General features: G+C 61.8%; 12 protein-coding genes. 5 read left to right on the forward strand and 7 right to left on the reverse strand.

From position 1 onward, the window contains the following. Nucleotides 1-49: 49 nt before the first annotated feature. On the reverse strand, nt 50-640 hold the full coding sequence (locus tag AWB76_RS35650; RefSeq protein WP_061164787.1) for a YbhB/YbcL family Raf kinase inhibitor-like protein: 591 nt from the start codon (nt 638-640) through the stop codon (nt 50-52). A gap of 290 nt (nt 641-930) precedes the next feature. Between AWB76_RS35650 and AWB76_RS35655 the strand changes: the two genes are divergently transcribed. Next, nucleotides 931-1,644 carry a response regulator gene (locus AWB76_RS35655; RefSeq protein ID WP_061164788.1) on the forward strand — a complete coding sequence of 238 codons (714 nt, stop codon included), beginning with the start codon at nt 931-933 and terminating at the stop codon, nt 1,642-1,644. Nucleotides 1,645-1,734: 90 nt separating this feature from the next. Here AWB76_RS35655 and AWB76_RS35660 read toward each other — a convergent pair whose 3' ends face one another. Next, nucleotides 1,735-2,421 (reverse strand): orotate phosphoribosyltransferase, encoded by a 687-nt coding sequence (locus AWB76_RS35660; protein ID WP_008352701.1) that lies wholly within the window; start codon nt 2,419-2,421, stop codon nt 1,735-1,737. Between the two features lie 233 nt (nt 2,422-2,654). Here AWB76_RS35660 and AWB76_RS35665 point away from each other — a divergent pair, with 233 nt between their 5' ends. Continuing rightward, on the forward strand, nt 2,655-3,908 hold the full coding sequence (locus AWB76_RS35665) for an MFS transporter (protein WP_061164789.1): 1,254 nt from the start codon (nt 2,655-2,657) through the stop codon (nt 3,906-3,908). 254 nt (nt 3,909-4,162) lie between these two features. Beyond that, the gene (locus AWB76_RS35670) at nt 4,163-6,436 is read left to right on the forward strand and encodes an NADP-dependent malic enzyme (protein WP_061164790.1); all 2,274 of its coding nucleotides are present in this window, start codon (nt 4,163-4,165) and stop codon (nt 6,434-6,436) included. A gap of 81 nt (nt 6,437-6,517) precedes the next feature. Here the strand turns inward: AWB76_RS35670 and AWB76_RS35675 are convergent, their stop codons facing one another. Continuing rightward, nucleotides 6,518-10,090 (reverse strand): indolepyruvate ferredoxin oxidoreductase family protein, encoded by a 3,573-nt coding sequence (locus tag AWB76_RS35675; protein WP_061164791.1) that lies wholly within the window; start codon nt 10,088-10,090, stop codon nt 6,518-6,520. Nucleotides 10,091-10,433: 343 nt separating this feature from the next. Here AWB76_RS35675 and AWB76_RS35680 point away from each other — a divergent pair, with 343 nt between their 5' ends. Further along, the gene (locus AWB76_RS35680; RefSeq protein WP_061164792.1) at nt 10,434-10,643 is read left to right on the forward strand and encodes a hypothetical protein; all 210 of its coding nucleotides are present in this window, start codon (nt 10,434-10,436) and stop codon (nt 10,641-10,643) included. 93 nt (nt 10,644-10,736) lie between these two features. On the opposite strand, the gene hppD is transcribed toward AWB76_RS35680, so the two are convergent. After that, complete coding sequence (hppD, locus tag AWB76_RS35685; protein ID WP_061164793.1) at nt 10,737-11,840, reverse strand: 4-hydroxyphenylpyruvate dioxygenase; 1,104 nt, start codon at nt 11,838-11,840, stop codon at nt 10,737-10,739. 145 nt (nt 11,841-11,985) lie between these two features. On the opposite strand from hppD, the gene AWB76_RS35690 reads away from it, so the two are divergent. Beyond that, nucleotides 11,986-12,489, forward strand: a complete 504-nt coding sequence (locus tag AWB76_RS35690) for an Lrp/AsnC family transcriptional regulator (RefSeq protein WP_061164794.1) — start codon at nt 11,986-11,988, stop codon at nt 12,487-12,489. Between the two features lie 79 nt (nt 12,490-12,568). On the opposite strand, the gene AWB76_RS35695 is transcribed toward AWB76_RS35690, so the two are convergent. The 3 genes from AWB76_RS35695 to AWB76_RS35705 all read right to left on the reverse strand — a co-directional run bounded on the left by AWB76_RS35695 (nt 12,569) and on the right by AWB76_RS35705 (nt 14,891). Continuing rightward, nucleotides 12,569-13,228: a GNAT family N-acetyltransferase gene (locus AWB76_RS35695; protein ID WP_244173618.1), complete on the reverse strand. Its 660-nt coding sequence runs from the start codon at nt 13,226-13,228 to the stop codon at nt 12,569-12,571. 224 nt (nt 13,229-13,452) lie between these two features. Continuing rightward, nucleotides 13,453-14,058 (reverse strand): TetR/AcrR family transcriptional regulator, encoded by a 606-nt coding sequence (locus AWB76_RS35700; RefSeq protein ID WP_061164796.1) that lies wholly within the window; start codon nt 14,056-14,058, stop codon nt 13,453-13,455. Between the two features lie 32 nt (nt 14,059-14,090). After that, nucleotides 14,091-14,891 carry a DUF1835 domain-containing protein gene (locus tag AWB76_RS35705; protein WP_061164797.1) on the reverse strand — a complete coding sequence of 267 codons (801 nt, stop codon included), beginning with the start codon at nt 14,889-14,891 and terminating at the stop codon, nt 14,091-14,093. Between the last annotated feature and the right edge of the window lie 152 nt (nt 14,892-15,043).

Here is a 15,043-nt window from a genome sequence, read left to right on the forward strand (position 1 = left end):
AAGACAATTTCCGGCCGACCGGCGCAACCGCACGGTTCTCGACGTCAGACTACCGGCCGTATGTGAAGGTGAGTTGCGCGCTGGCGATGGTCATCGTGCGGATTTCGTGCTCGAACATCAGCGCGGGCGTGCCCTGGCGCAGGCGCAGATCGGTGCCGTCGAGTGCGTACACGGTCACGACGTAGCGGTGCGGCTTGCCGGGGGGCGGGCAAGGGCCGCCGTAGCCGTCGGTGTCCCAGTCGTTGCGCGCTTCGATCGCGCCCATCTTGCGCAACACGCCGGAGGCGCTCGCGTTGTTCGGCAGCTTGTCCGTGCCGACGGGAATGCCCACGACCGCCCAATGCCACCAGCCGCGCCCAGGCGCATCGGGATCGAAGATGGTCACGGCGAAGCTGCGTGCGTTCTGGGGTGCGCCGTGCCAGGAAATCTGCGGCGAGCGGTTGCCGCCCTTGCAGTCGGCCTGATCGAAAAGCAGATCGTGCCCGATGACCTTGCCCGGCGCGAGATCCGTGCTCGTCACGGTGAAGACGGGATCGGCCGCGGCCTCGCGCGAATTCGGGAAAATCGCCGCGGCCACGGCGATGAACAGCACTGATGCGGCATGGCCAGTCGAACTCACGCGTCGGCCGGTGAGGCGCATGGGCTGAACTCCTGTCAGTATCGTCGCGCGTTATAGCAGCGTTTCGCTAGCTGCAACGATGTTTTTTGTCTCAGTGATGCGCTTCCTCGCAGCTTGCAGTTTAACATTGCAACAAAGCATTAAAGCTTGGATTCCTTGAGACTTAACCGATGGCGCACTGTGCGCTCACCGGTTTGGACGTAGCGCGCAGCGCCTTGACGGCGATGACTTTTGACTCTATTGAATGTTGAAATGAGTAATTTGACGCAGATTCGCGCGGCACCCAAACGCCCGATATACAGGAGTTATAAATGAGCCAGCGAATAAAGGTCATCATTGCAGACGATCATCCGGTGATTCTATTTGGCGCGACGCAGGCGTTGAACAAGTTTCCCGAGGTCGATGTCGTCGGGCAGGCCCGTCAGTCGACGGAACTCATCCAGTTGCTCCAGAAGTTGCCATGCGACGTCCTCGTCACCGATCTCGCCATGCCCGGCGGCTCCTACGGCGACGGCATGCCCTTGCTCGGCTACATCGGCCGGCAGTTCCCGCGGCTGAAGCTCGTCGTGCTGACAATGCTCGAAAATCCGGCCTTGCTCAAACGTTTGCGCGAAGTGGGCGTCATGTCGGTGATCAACAAGGCCGACGACATGAATCACATCGGCTGGGCGATCCAGCATGTGATGCGCGGGCAGGAGTATCTCGGACCGTCCGTGAAAGCCGCGCTCGACAGCATGGGGCTCGGTGCCAACGGTCAGCAGCGCAGCGTGATCCTGTCCAAACGCGAACTCGAAGTGGTGCGCCTGTTCGTTTCGGGCATGACGATTACGGAAATCGCGGGGCAATTGCGGCGCAGTATCAAGACAATCAGCACGCAAAAGAACACTGCAATGCGAAAACTCGGCATCGAACGTGATTCCGAGTTGTTTCAGTACGCGCAAAGCAACGGTTTGATGAATCTTTCAGCCTATTCCGGCGACGGCTCGCTCGACGATTCATCGTTGCCAAATCCGAATTCGCTGTAGGCTGTTTGAAGCTATTTCGCAGCCAAATAAAAAGAGCCGCTGATTTTAATCCGCGGCTCTTTATTTTTTATTGCTCTACGGCTGCAAATCTTATTGCGGAGCAGCGGTTGCGCCGCCGTGCGCCGCCGACCATTCTGCCGGCGCGTGCAGGAATTTCTCGACTTCGTCGAGCGTCTTCGTTTCGAAGTAGCCTTGCTCTTTCGCGACGCGCAGCACGTCCCACCACGTGGCGAGCGCGTGCAGATCGACGTCGATATCCTTCAGCACCGACACGCTCTCCTTGAAGATGTTGTAGTGGAAGAGCACGAAGCAGTGATTCACCGTCGCGCCGGCAGTGCGCAGCGCGTTGATGAAGTTGATCTTGCTGCGGCTGTCGGTGGTCAGATCTTCGACCAGCAGCACGCGCTGACCTTCGGTCAGCAGGCCTTCGATCTGCGCATTACGGCCGAAACCCTTCGGCTTCTTGCGCACGTATTGCATCGGCACCATCAGGCGGTCGGCGATCCAGGCCGCGAACGGGATGCCAGCGGTTTCGCCGCCGGCGACCGCGTCGATCTGCTCGTAGCCAACGTCGCGCAGAATGGTCGCTTCGGCCATTTCCATCAGGCCGCGGCGCACGCGCGGGTACGAGATCAGCTTGCGGCAGTCGATATACACCGGGCTCGCCCAGCCGGACGTGAAGATGTACGGTTTTTCGGCGTTGAAGTGCACCGCCTGCACTTCGAGCAACATCTTGGCGGTGGTGTCGGAGATCGTCTGGCGATCGAAGCCTGTCATGGGCGAATCCTTGGACTTGTGTGGCGCTTGCAAAAGCGGGAGGCGGCCGCGAGGGCCTTGGCGCATGGTTCGACGCGAAAATAGCCGTCTTTCGACGGGCTTTTAGACGTTTCCTGCGCGCGTAGCCCGCCATTTTACCCGACGCGGCGTATCGTCGCGAATTGTTTGCGGTTGTGAAGCCGTGGCGCTCGCGCGTAAACTCCCGGCGCCGCTGCGTAACTTCACTTCGTCCGATGACATCCGTTCCCTCCACAAACGATTCCAACGTCGCGCCCACGCGCCACGCGCTGCAGGCGCTCATCGCGTCCGTTCTCGGCTACGCGATGGACGGCTTCGATCTGCTGATCCTCGGCTTCATGCTGCCCGCGATCGCCGCCGATCTGCATCTCACGCCCGCGCAGTCCGGCGCGCTCGTCACGTGGACGCTCGCCGGGGCGGTCGCGGGCGGCATCGTGTTCGGCATGCTGTCCGACTACTTCGGCCGCGTGCGCATGCTGACCTGGACGATTCTCGTGTTCGCCGTCTTCACCGGCCTGTGCGCGCTCGCGCAGGGATACGGCGACTTGCTGATCTATCGCACCATCGCCGGGATCGGGCTGGGCGGGGAGTTCGGTATCGGCATGGCGCTCGTCGCGGAAGCGTGGCCCGCGCGGTTGCGGGCGCGGGTGTCGTCGTATGTGGGGATCGGCTGGCAACTGGGCGTGCTCGCCGCCGCGCTCATCACGCCGATGCTCCTCCCGCTGATCGGCTGGCGCGGCATGTTCGCGGTCGGGCTGCTGCCGGCGGTGGCGTCGTTTTTCGTGCGGCGCCATGTGGAAGAACCGGCGCTCTTCACCGAGCGTCGCGCGGCCGCCAAAGCAAACGCGAACGCGAGCGCTGCCCGCAAAATTCCGCTCAAGCGCCTTTTCGACGACGCCCGTACTACGCGAGCAAGCATCGGCGTGATCATTCTGTGCTCGGTGCAGAACTTCGGCTATTACGGGCTGATGATCTGGCTGCCGAGCTATCTCTCGAAGACCTTCGGCTACTCGCTCACCCAATCCGGTCTCTGGACGGCGGCCACCGTGCTCGGCATGGCGCTCGGCATCTGGCTGTTCGGGCTTGCCGCCGATCGCTTCGGGCGCAAGCCGGCGTTTCTCGTCTATCAGATCGGCGCGGTCGCGATGGTCTTCGTCTATTCGCATCTGACGAGCCCGCTGGCGCTCTTGATCGGCGGCGCGGTGATGGGCGTGTTCGTGAACGGCATGCTCGGCGGCTACGGCGCGCTGATCTCCGAAATCTATCCGACCGAAGCGCGCGCGACCGCGCAGAACGTGCTGTTCAATATCGGGCGGGCGGTCGGCGGTCTCGGGCCGGTTGCGGTCGGTGCGCTGGCGGCGCGTTATTCGTTCGCGGTCGCGCTTGCGTTTCTCGCATCGATCTATCTGCTCGATGTCGTCGCGACGCTCTTTCTCATCCCCGAAAAACGCGGCGCGGAGCTCGACTGAGCGGGCAGTCATCCGATGAAAATGCGCTGAAACGTTGCATCGCGTCATTTCAAGTGCGCGGTGTACACTGGACGTCCCAAAAAAACCGATGGCTCCGTCCGCTCGCCTCATCCTTGCGAGCGGCACGCTGCGTCTATCCGACGCGACGAGCACGTGGAACTTGGTCCATCGATTCACATTTCCGCATTCATTGCAGCACGGTCGACGGCGGTGTGAACCCTGTTCAAATAATTCCCAAACGTCTCAGGTCAATCATGGACGAACAACTCAAGCAAAGCGCCCTCGCGTATCACCAGAATCCGCGCCCCGGCAAGATTTCGGTTACTCCGACCAAGCCGCTTTCCAACCAGCTCGACCTTTCGCTCGCATATTCGCCGGGCGTCGCGGCTGCGTGTATGGCGATCTACGATGAACCGCTCGACGCGCAGAAGTACACGTCGCGCGCGAATCTCGTCGGCGTCGTGACGAATGGCACGGCCGTGCTGGGACTCGGCAATATCGGCCCGCTCGCGGCCAAGCCGGTGATGGAAGGCAAGGGCTGCCTCTTCAAGAAGTTCGCGGGCATCGACGTATTCGATATCGAGCTGGCGGAAACCGATCCGGACAAGCTCGTCGATGCGATCGCGATGCTCGAACCGACGCTCGGCGGCATCAACCTCGAAGACATCAAGGCGCCGGAATGCTTCTACATCGAGAAGAAGCTGCGCGAGCGCATGAAGATTCCCGTTTTCCATGACGATCAGCACGGTACGGCGATCATCGCGTCGGCGGCGATTCTCAATGGCCTGAAAGTGGTCGGCAAGAAGCTCGACGAAGTGAAGCTCGTTTGCTCCGGCGCGGGCGCGGCCGCGATCGCGTGTCTCGATTTGCTCGTGCACCTCGGTTTGAAGAAGTCGAACACGCTCGTGATCGATTCGAAGGGCGTGATCTACGAAGGCCGCGGCAACCTGGATGCATCGAAGGAGCGCTATCAGGCATCGACCGATGCGCGCACGCTCGCCGACGCGATGCACGGCTGCGACGTGTTCCTCGGCTGCTCGAGCGCGGGCGTGCTGAAGGCCGACATGGTCCAGACCATGGCCGACAAGCCGCTGATTCTCGCGCTTGCGAATCCGGAGCCGGAGATCCGCCCGGAAGAAGCGAAGCGCGTGCGTCCGGACTGTATCGTCGCGACGGGCCGCTCGGACTATCCGAATCAGGTCAACAACGTGCTGTGCTTCCCGTTCATCTTCCGCGGCGCGCTGGACGTTGGCGCGACGACGATCACCGAAGAGATGAAGCTCGCGTGCGTGCGCGCGATCGCGGAACTCGCCGAAGAAACCGATCAGGGCGATGAAGTCGCGAAGGCATACGAAGGCCATTCGCTGGAATTCGGTCCGGAATATCTGATTCCGAAGCCGTTCGATCCGCGTCTGATCATCAAGATCGCGCCGGCCGTCGCGCAAGCCGCGATGGATTCGGGCGTGGCGACGCGTCCGATCAAGGACATGGACGCGTATCGCGAGACGCTTGGCGCTACGGTGTATCGCACGGGCATGGTGATGCGCCCGGTGTTCGCGGCGGCGAAGGCGGCTCCGGCGCGCATCGCGTTCGCGGAAGGCGAGGACGAGCGCGTGCTGCGCGCCGCGCAATTCGTGCTGCTGGAGAAGATCGCGAAGCCGATCATCATCGGCCGTCCGGCTGTCGTCGAAATGCGTCTGCAGAAGATGGGCTCGAAGCTGAAGCCGGGCGTCGACTTCGAGATCGTGAATCCGGAGGACGATCCGCGTTATCAGAAGAGCTGGCAGGCGTATCACGAAATCGCCGCGCGTCAGGGCGTGACGCCCGAGAGCGCGAAGGCCGCGCTGCGCAAGTTCAACACGCTGATCGGCGCGATTCTGGTTCATACCGGCGATGCCGACGGAATGATCTGCGGTCTCATCGACACGTATCAGGATCATCTGAAGTTCATCGATCAGGTGCTCGGCAAGGCGGAAGGCGCGAACAACTTCGCGGCGATGAACCTGCTGATGCTGCAAGGGCGCAATCTGTTCATCAGCGATACGTACGTCAACGAGACGCCGACGGCCGAACAACTCGCCGACATGACGATTCTCGCGGCGCGTGAAATCGAGCGTTTCGGCGTGCAGCCGAAGGTCGCGCTGCTGTCGAATTCGAACTTCGGCAGCGTGCCGAGCGCATCGGCGGAGCGCATGGCGGCAGCGCGCAAGCTGATCGCCGAGCGCGCGCCGGATCTCGAGATCGATGGCGAAATGCACGGCGACGCGGCGTTGTCGGAGGCGGTTCGCAAGGCTGCGTTCCCGGGCACGACGCTGCATGGCGAGGCGAACCTGCTGATCATGCCGAACGTGGAAGCGGCGAACATCACGTACAACCTGCTCAAGATGGTGAGCGGCGAAGGCGTGACGGTCGGGCCGTTCCTGCTCGGTGCGGCGAAGCCTGTTCATATCCTCACGCCGGCGGCGACGGTGCGCCGGATCATCAATATGACGGCGGTGGCGAGCGCGAATGCGCGGGTAGCGAAGTAAGGTTCGATGCGTCAGTGAAAAACGGCGATCCGGGGAACCGGATCGCCGTTTTTGTTGAGCGATGAAAAGTGAGTCAGCGCATCAGGCCACTTGTCTCGCTTCGCCGCCCTGCGGATCGCGCCACTGCCCCAGCAACCTTTCCCACTTCACCTTCGCGGCCTTCACGTTGTTTTCCTTGACGTGCCCATACCCGCGCATCGAATCCGGCAGATTCGCCAGTTCGACCGCAAGTGGCATCTTCTGCGCCGTCAGTCCGCCGATCAACTCACGCACCAATGCTTCGTACTCGCCAATCAACGCCCGCTCCATCTTCCGTTCTTCCGTGCGTCCGAACGGATCGAGCGCCGTTCCGCGCAGGAACTTGAAGCGCGCGAGAACGCGCATCGCGGACATCATCCACGGACCGTATTGCTTCTTCACCAGATGCCCGTGCGAGTCCTTGCGCGACAGCGACGGCGGCGCGAGATGCACCTTGATCTTCCAGTCGCCTTCGAAACTTCCGCGAATCTTGTCGAGGAAAACCGGATCGGCATATAAACGCGCGACTTCGTATTCGTCCTTGTACGCCATCAACTTGTGCAGATTCTTCGCGACAGCCTCAGTCAACGAATAATCACCGCCGCCAAGCTCCGCTTCCTTCGCGCGAACCGACGCAACCAACCGCCCGTACCGCGCCGCGTACGCCGTGTTCTGGTACTTCGCGAGATAGTCGAGCCGCTTGTCGATGAGCGCATCGAGCGCCTTCGGCGTATGCAGCGAGATGATCTTGCCCGGCGCCGCATCCGGAGCGCCATGCGCCAGCCGCGTGACGGCGGAAAGATCGTGCGCCGCGCGACGGCCCCATTCGAACGCCGCGAGATTTTTCTCGACCTGCACGGCATTCAGCTCGATCGCGCGCACCAGCGATTCATGCCGCAGCGGCACCCATCCCTTTTGCCACGCGAAGCCGAGCACGAACGGATTCGTATAGATCGCATCGCCCATCAGCGCGACGGCGAAGCGGTTCGCATCGACGAGCGCGACATGCTCGCCCGCCGCCGCGCGAATATCCGCCTCCGCGCTCGCGCCCGGAAAACTCCAGTTCGGGTTCTTGATGAACTCGGCGGTCGGCGTCTGCGCGCTGTTCACGACGACGCGCGTGTGATCCGGCTGCATCCGCGAGCCGCATTCGTTGCTCGCGGTGACGATCGCATCGCATCCGATGACGAGATCCGCCTCGCCCATCGCGATGCGCGTCGCGTGGATATCGGTCGGACGGTTCGCGATCTGCACGTGGCTCATCACGGCGCCGCCCTTTTGCGCGAGGCCGGTGACATCGAGCACGGTGACGCCTTTTTGCTCCAGATGCGCCGCCATGCCGAGCAGCGCGCCGATCGTCACGACGCCCGTTCCGCCGACGCCCGTCACCAGCACGCCATACGGCCGCCCGATGTCCGGCAGTTCCGGCGTCGGCACGGCGGGCATGGCATTGTCGGACACGCTCGTCGCCTTCGGCTTCTTCAACTGGCCGCCTTCCACCGTCACGAAGCTCGGGCAGAAGCCGTTCAGACACGAGTAATCCTTGTTGCACGTCGACTGGTTGATCTGCCGCTTCGTGCCGTACTCCGTTTCCAGCGGCTCGACCGACAGGCAATTCGACTTCACCGAGCAATCGCCGCAGCCTTCGCACACGGCCTCGTTGATGACGACGCGCTTCGCCGGATCGGGATACGCGCCGCGTTTGCGGCGGCGGCGCTTCTCGGTGGCGCAGGTCTGGTCGTAGATCAGAATCGACGTGCCCGGGATTTCGCGCAGTTGCCGCTGGATATCGTCGAGTTCGTCGCGATGATGCACGTCGATGCCCGGCGCCAGTCCGACGTTCGCCGTGTATTTCTCCGGCTCATCCGTCACGATGACGATCTTCGCCGCGCCTTCCGCCGCCAACTGGTGCGTGATCTGCGGCACGGTCAGCACGCCATCGACGGGCTGGCCGCCGGTCATCGCGACTGCATCGTTGTAAAGAATCTTGTAGGTGATGTTCACCTTCGCCGCGATCGCCGCGCGGATCGCGAGCAGGCCCGAGTGGAAGTACGTGCCGTCGCCGAGGTTCGCGAAGACGTGCTTGTCGTTGGAGAACGGCGCCTGGCCGACCCACGCGACGCCTTCGCCGCCCATCTGGCTGAACGTGCTCGTGCTGCGGTCCATCCACACGGTCATGTAGTGGCAGCCGATGCCCGCCATCGCGCGCGAGCCTTCCGGCACGTTCGTCGACGTATTGTGCGGACAGCCCGAACAGAACCACGGCTTGCGCTCCGCCTCGACGCGCGGCCGGGCGAGCGACTTCTCCTTCGCGTCGATCACGGCGATGCGCGCCGCGATGCGCGCGCGCACATCGGCGGGCAGATCGAACTTGTCGAGACGCGTGGCGATCGCCTTCGCGATGATCGCGGGCGACAACTCGTAATGCGCGGGCAGCAGCCAGTTGCCCATCGGCACGGACCATTCGCCGCCAGCGCCGTCTTTTTCGTCGAACTTGCCGTAGACGCGCGGACGTTGCGCATCCGGCCAGTTGTACAGCTCTTCCTTGATCGCGTATTCGAGAATCTGCCGCTTTTCCTCGACAACCAGGATTTCTTCCAGCCCGCGCGCGAACTCGTGCGCGCCTTGCGCTTCGAGCGGCCACACGCAGCCGACCTTGTAGAGACGGATGCCGATCTGCGAGCAGGTCGCGTCGTCGAGGCCGAGATCGGTCAGCGCCTGACGCACGTCGAGATACGCCTTGCCGCCGGTCATGATGCCGAAGCGCGCATGCGGCGAATCGATTTCCACGCGATCCAGCTTGTTCGCGCGCACGTAGGCGAGCGCGGCGTACCACTTGTAGTCGAGCAGACGCGCTTCCTGCACGAGCGGCGGATCAGGCCAGCGGATGTTCAGGCCGCCATCGGGCATCGCGAAATCGGTCGGAATCACGATTTTCGTGCGATGCGGATCGATATCCACCGAAGCCGACGACTCGACGACATCGGTCACGCATTTCATCGCGACCCACAGGCCGGAGTAGCGGGACATCGCCCAGCCGTGCAGCCCGAAATCGAGATATTCCTGCACGTTCGACGGAAACAGCACCGGCAGACCGCACGCCTTGAAAACGTGCTCCGACTGATGCGCGAGCGTCGATGATTTCGCGGCGTGGTCGTCGCCGGCGAGCACCAGAACGCCGCCGTGCTTCGCCGATCCGGCGGAGTTGCCGTGCTTGAAGACATCGCCCGAACGGTCGACGCCCGGACCTTTGCCGTACCACATCGAAAAAACGCCGTCATATTTGGCGCTTGGGTACAGGTTGACTTGCTGCGAACCCCACACGGCGGTGGCGGCCAAGTCTTCGTTCACGCCCGGCTGGAATACGACCTGATGCCCGGCGAGATGCTTCTTCGCCTTCCAGAGCGACTGGTCGAGGCCACCGAGGGGAGAACCGCGATACCCGGAGATGAATCCGGCTGTATTGAGACCAGCGGCTTTGTCGCGCTCTTGCTGGAGCATCGGCAGGCGCACGAGAGCCTGGATGCCGCTCATGTAGGCGCGGCCGCGTTCGAGCGTGTATTTGTCATCGAGCGTGACGGACGTCAACGCGGCTTCTAGAGAAGCTCTTTGTTCTGCGTCTAGCGGGGCGTTCATTCTGTGTCTTCCTCCACCCGAGGTTTGGGATCACCAAAGCATGTTTCGGGCCGTCGCGTCTTGTGAACGGTCGAGCCGGGATTTCAGTTTGCCGGTCTAAGGGTTTTCGAGACAGTGGGGCAAACCCGTTAAAAATTCCTCACTTAACACCGCTTTGCGTCAATTCCTTGACGATTTGACCGTCAGCAAGAGGGTTTTGTTACAGCGTGTAAATCCGACCGATTCGTGGAACCTTGCCGCTCATGTCTGTCTAAAATGGCGCTTCCGGAAATCCCTTGCTGTCTTTTTGTGCATTTTTGGCTTCCGGTAGCGGGTTGTACCCAGCAGTTAGAAGGAGATAACGATGAAACAACGCCACATCCAGAATGTCTTGATGGTTTCGGCCGCCTTTTTCGCCATCAGCGCGCCGGTGGGCGGCGCACGGGCGAATAATGCATCGCCGTTCGGGGCGTCGTCGGTTGCACAGGTCGCGCAAGTGCGCGTTCAGTCGGTTCAGTCGGGCGCGCAGAAGCGCCGCGAATCCGAAAGCAGCGACGACGAGACGGCGGGCTGACCCGCTCATCGCGGTCGGTGCCGTGCGCATCGGCCCGCTGAAATGAAAAAAGGGACATGATTTCATGTCCCTTTTTTGTGCCTATCGCGTGCCTCAGCCTGCCGTGGTGTCCTTCAGCACGCCGCGACGCATCTGATCCAGTTCGATCGATTCGAACAGCGCCTTGAAGTTGCCCTCGCCGAAGCCCTGATTGCCCTTGCGCTGAATGATCTCGAAGAAGATCGGCCCGATCTGGTTCTCCGTGAAAATCTGCAACAGGATCTCGTCCTTGGTGCCGTCGATCAGAATCTTGCGCTTCTTCAGTTCCGCGACCGATTCGCAGTGTCCCGGCACGCGGCGATCGACCAGTTCGTAATACGTGTCGATGGTATCGAGCAGCGCGATCTTCGCGTCGCGCAGGCCGTCGACAGTGCCGTAAATATCGCTCGCGCCGAGCGCGATGTGCTGAATGCCTTCGCCGTGGTACGCGTCCAGATATTCCTGAATCTGACCGGCGTTCTCCGAGCCTTCCTCGTTGATCGGAATGCGGATCTTGCCGCACGGCGAGGTCATCGCCTTCGATTTGACCGCCGTCACCTTGCCTTCGATATCGAAATAACGGACTTCGCGGAAATTGAAGAGCCGCTCGTAAAACTCCGCCCATTCGACCATGCGGCCACGATGCACGTTGTGCGTCAGGTGATCGATATAGGTCAGGCCGTGACCGACGGGGTTTTGCTCCGCGCCCGGAATCGGCTCGAAGTCGACGTCGTAAATGCTGATGTCGCCAATACTGCCCGGCTGGGCGCCGTTCTTGCCGCGCCAGCGATCGACGAAGTAGATCAGCGAATCGCCGATACCCTTGATCGCCGGAATGTTCAGCTCCATCGGGCCGGTCTTGTTGTCGAAACCCCATGCGCCGAGTTCGAGCGCGCGCTGGTACGCCTTGGCGGCATCGCCGACGCGGAATGCGATCGCGCAGATCGACGGACCGTGCAGACGCGCGAAGCGCTGCGCGAAGGAACCCGGTTCGGCATTGATGATGAAGTTGATTTCGCCCTGACGATACAGCGTCACGTCCTTATGACGATGCTTCGCGATCGCGGTGAAGCCCATCTGCTCGAACAGCTTGCCGAGCGCGATGGGATCGGGCGCGGTGTATTCGATGAACTCGAAGCCGTCGGTGCCGACGGGATTTTCCCAGGTCGTGGCGGTCATGCATGTCTCCAATTTTGAGTGCGGCGCGTGTGCGCGACGTGGAGACAGTTTAGTCAGGTGAGGGCGGCAAAAACTTGCGAAACAAATCGCGAGTTCATAAGATTGCGCACGATGCTGCCAATCCATAGCCTTCTGGAGCGATAAAATGGCCGACCCCGAACTGGACACGATAGACCTCCGCATTCTCGCGATCCTTCAGGAGAATGGCCGGCTGTCCAATCAGGAGATTGCGGATCGTGTGAATCTGTCGCCGAGTCCGTGCCTGCGGCGCATTCGCCGCCTGGAGGAAATCGGCGTGATTCGCGGTTACGTCGCGTTGCTCGACGCCAAAAAGCTCGGGCTCGGTCTGCTCGCGTATATCAACGTGCGGCTGGAGAAACGCGGCGGCACGCAGGCCGCGGCGGGCACGCCGAAAGCGCCGACGCACGGCGATCTGTTTCGTGAGGCGGTGCGTTCGTGGCCGGAAGTCGTCGCCTGCGACGCGATGACCGGAGAAATGGACTTTCTGCTGCGCGTGCAGGTGCGCGACATGGATGACTTCTCGCGCTTCGTGCAGGATGAATTGCTGCACCATCCGTCCGTGATCGATGTGCGCTCGAGCTTCTCGCTGGAGCGCATCAAGGAAACGACGGTTCTGCCGCTGCGATGAAATGAAAATGAAATAGGGCGGTCGATGCCGCCCTTGCTGGTCCCACTCGCAGCACTAACCCGCGCTGTTCTGATGATCGTTACGCCGCGTCCGCCGCCGGGACGAACGCCTGGAAAACTTGCGACGCACGATGCGCCTGGCGCTTGATCGCATAGTCGAAAACGGCGGCCTGCTCCTGAAGCATTTCGGCCATGATGCTGGTCTGGTCCGCCGGCGCGAGCGACAGATAAGCGTCCGCTTCGCCGTATGCGTACTCGATCTTCATGCCCGACTTCTTCGCGATATGCATCATGGTCGAGTTGCGCGACAGGCAGTGCATATAGAGCACCGAGACGTGCGTGTTGCGGCTACGCATGGCGGCGCGCTCGAACAGCTTCGAGCCAACGCCGCGGCCACGCGCGCTTTCGAGCACCGACACGCCGAACTCGGCGGTGCGCTTGTCGCCTTCGGCGGGCAGATAGGCCAGATGGCCGACGCCGACCAGTTCCAGCGCGCTGCCGAAGACGCCGAACACCTTGTCGTTCGCGAAATTGATATTGCGCACATAGTTCTCGATGACGTGATCCGGCACGATTTGCCCGAAGCGCAGCAGGCGGTCGTCTTCGTCGAGCGCGAGAAAGTGCGTGAGCAGGCGCTCGCGATCCGCCGAAGAGAGCTCGCGGACGAGAACCGGCAGACGCGCGTCTTTGAGCGGCTGATCGTGCGCGACGATCTGCTCGGCAGTGCGTTTGATGGTCATTTCCACGGTCGTTCCTCCTTCATTCGTGATGCAGCGTGCTGCAAAGCAAAACGAATTCTAGCCGATTCGGCGGAAACGGATACGGGAAAACCCTTAAAACGCACTAGACGATGCGTTCTAAACAGTCACTGAAATCGATTAAATTTGATGTAAATCAGTGACTTGAAGCAATTGCGTTAAAGCAACAATTCACCGACCGGTCAGTCTGTTGCGGAGCAACATTTTCAGCGATCGACGTTCAGCCCGTTCTCGATCATGTCGACGACCTGCTCGGCGAATTCGCTGTAGCCGAGCTTGCCGCCGGGCTTCAGCCAGGTGAACGTCCAGTTGATCATGCCGAAGACCATCATCGTGAGCGCGGTCTGATTGTCCTTGGTGGCGCGCTTCGGATACGCACGCGCGAGCTGACGCGCGAACGCCGCGACGATATCGCGCTGACGGTCGAGAACGATCTCGCGCTGCGCTTCTTCGAGATACTTCACATCGTTCAGGAGCGCGACGTGCCGGCTGTGCGACGTCTCGTATTCGGCGAGAAACGCGCGCACGAGATCGGCGAACGCCTCGCGTTCGCCCAGCCCGCGTCGCTGGCTCGAGCCTTCCACTTCCGCGATGATCAGCATCAGCCGCTTGGTGTAGCGGTCGAGCAGATCGAAGAGAATCGCTTCCTTGCTCTCGTAATAGTGATAGAGGCGCGCTTTGGACGTGCCGCTCGCGGCGGCGAGATCGGCCATCGAGGTGCTGGGGTAGCTCGTCTGGGCGAATTTCGCGGCGGCGAGTTCGAGGATCTGTTCGCGTTGCGTCTCGTGATCGGCAGCTTTGGTACGGGCCATGTGTTCGAAAATACGTTCTTATAGATATGGATTCAGCGGCGCAGCTCGGCCCGGCTGATTTCGGACGGCGTGCCGCGGATTTTAAGCCGTCCTGCCGTCACGAGTTCGCGGCAGCGCCAGAAAGCGATGGAATCGGAGAGCATGAAATCGAAGCGCTGTCCCATTGCCGCGCCGGCGATCCGGGCCGCCGGTTGCCATTCCGGGCTGGCGAGATCGAGCAGCGCTTCGTCGACGTCGAGCCATGTTCCCGATACGAGCATGTTGTCGCGCAGCCGGCGCGTCTCCGCGTTCGCGTGCTTCGCTTCCTGCCATTCGAGCGCGAGGCGGCTGATGCGCAGCACGGAAATCGGCGCCGCGGTCGGCAGCTTCGCGAGCAGTTGCCTCGGCGAGAACATGCCGACGGCCGTCGCGCGATCTTCGCGGCCGACGCGTTGCGGTTCGCTGTCGTCGGTTTTGATCGAGAGATCGTCGTGCGAGAGTTTCGCTTCGTTCAGGCGCTGCGGCGCGTTGCGCAGATGATAGGCGACGCGTCGCAACGTGAGTTGATCGGCGGCGCTCTGGCCATGCCACACGACGATCTGACCGTCGCCGCGCACGAGGCGGCTGAACAGCGCTTGCTGCGCTTCGAGTTCGTCCTCGAAGTCGATCGCGCTATTCAGCACCTGCCGCCAGAACGCGGCGCGCGCGAGCGACGATTCGTCGATGTCCCTCAGCGGACCGACGGCGAGATCGTCGCGCAGCGCGATGACGTGTTCATCGCGTTCCGCGCGCAGCAGCGCTTCGGTGAGGGATTGGGCCGCGCTGTCGCCATTCGTGACGTGAATCGTGTTCATCGGTATCGGATGCCGGAAAGACGAAAGGAGCGCTTGGGTCGCGGTCCTAGTTTACGCGATTCGAATGGCTGCGCTGTGCTTTAACGCTCGTCGAAACTCACCACCACCCGCTCGCTCACCGGATGACACTGGCAAGTCAGCACGAAACCTTC

This window comes from Caballeronia temeraria (assembly GCF_001544795.2).
GTDB classification, from domain to species: Bacteria; Pseudomonadota; Gammaproteobacteria; order Burkholderiales; family Burkholderiaceae; genus Caballeronia; species Caballeronia temeraria.

What these genes read in the sequence shown, in the direction of transcription:
- AWB76_RS35650 (WP_061164787.1), bottom strand. Translation starts at nt 640, where the DNA reads ATGCGCCTCACCGGCCGACGCGTGAGTTCGACTGGCCATGCCGCATCA.
- AWB76_RS35655 (WP_061164788.1), top strand. Translation starts at nt 931, where the DNA reads ATGAGCCAGCGAATAAAGGTCATCATTGCAGACGATCATCCGGTGATT.
- AWB76_RS35660 (WP_008352701.1), bottom strand. Translation starts at nt 2,421, where the DNA reads ATGACAGGCTTCGATCGCCAGACGATCTCCGACACCACCGCCAAGATG.
- AWB76_RS35665 (WP_061164789.1), top strand. Translation starts at nt 2,655, where the DNA reads ATGACATCCGTTCCCTCCACAAACGATTCCAACGTCGCGCCCACGCGC.
- AWB76_RS35670 (WP_061164790.1), top strand. Translation starts at nt 4,163, where the DNA reads ATGGACGAACAACTCAAGCAAAGCGCCCTCGCGTATCACCAGAATCCG.
- AWB76_RS35675 (WP_061164791.1), bottom strand. Translation starts at nt 10,090, where the DNA reads ATGAACGCCCCGCTAGACGCAGAACAAAGAGCTTCTCTAGAAGCCGCG.
- AWB76_RS35680 (WP_061164792.1), top strand. Translation starts at nt 10,434, where the DNA reads ATGAAACAACGCCACATCCAGAATGTCTTGATGGTTTCGGCCGCCTTT.
- hppD (WP_061164793.1), bottom strand. Translation starts at nt 11,840, where the DNA reads ATGACCGCCACGACCTGGGAAAATCCCGTCGGCACCGACGGCTTCGAG.
- AWB76_RS35690 (WP_061164794.1), top strand. Translation starts at nt 11,986, where the DNA reads ATGGCCGACCCCGAACTGGACACGATAGACCTCCGCATTCTCGCGATC.
- AWB76_RS35695 (WP_244173618.1), bottom strand. Translation starts at nt 13,228, where the DNA reads ATGACCATCAAACGCACTGCCGAGCAGATCGTCGCGCACGATCAGCCG.
- AWB76_RS35700 (WP_061164796.1), bottom strand. Translation starts at nt 14,058, where the DNA reads ATGGCCCGTACCAAAGCTGCCGATCACGAGACGCAACGCGAACAGATC.
- AWB76_RS35705 (WP_061164797.1), bottom strand. Translation starts at nt 14,891, where the DNA reads ATGAACACGATTCACGTCACGAATGGCGACAGCGCGGCCCAATCCCTC.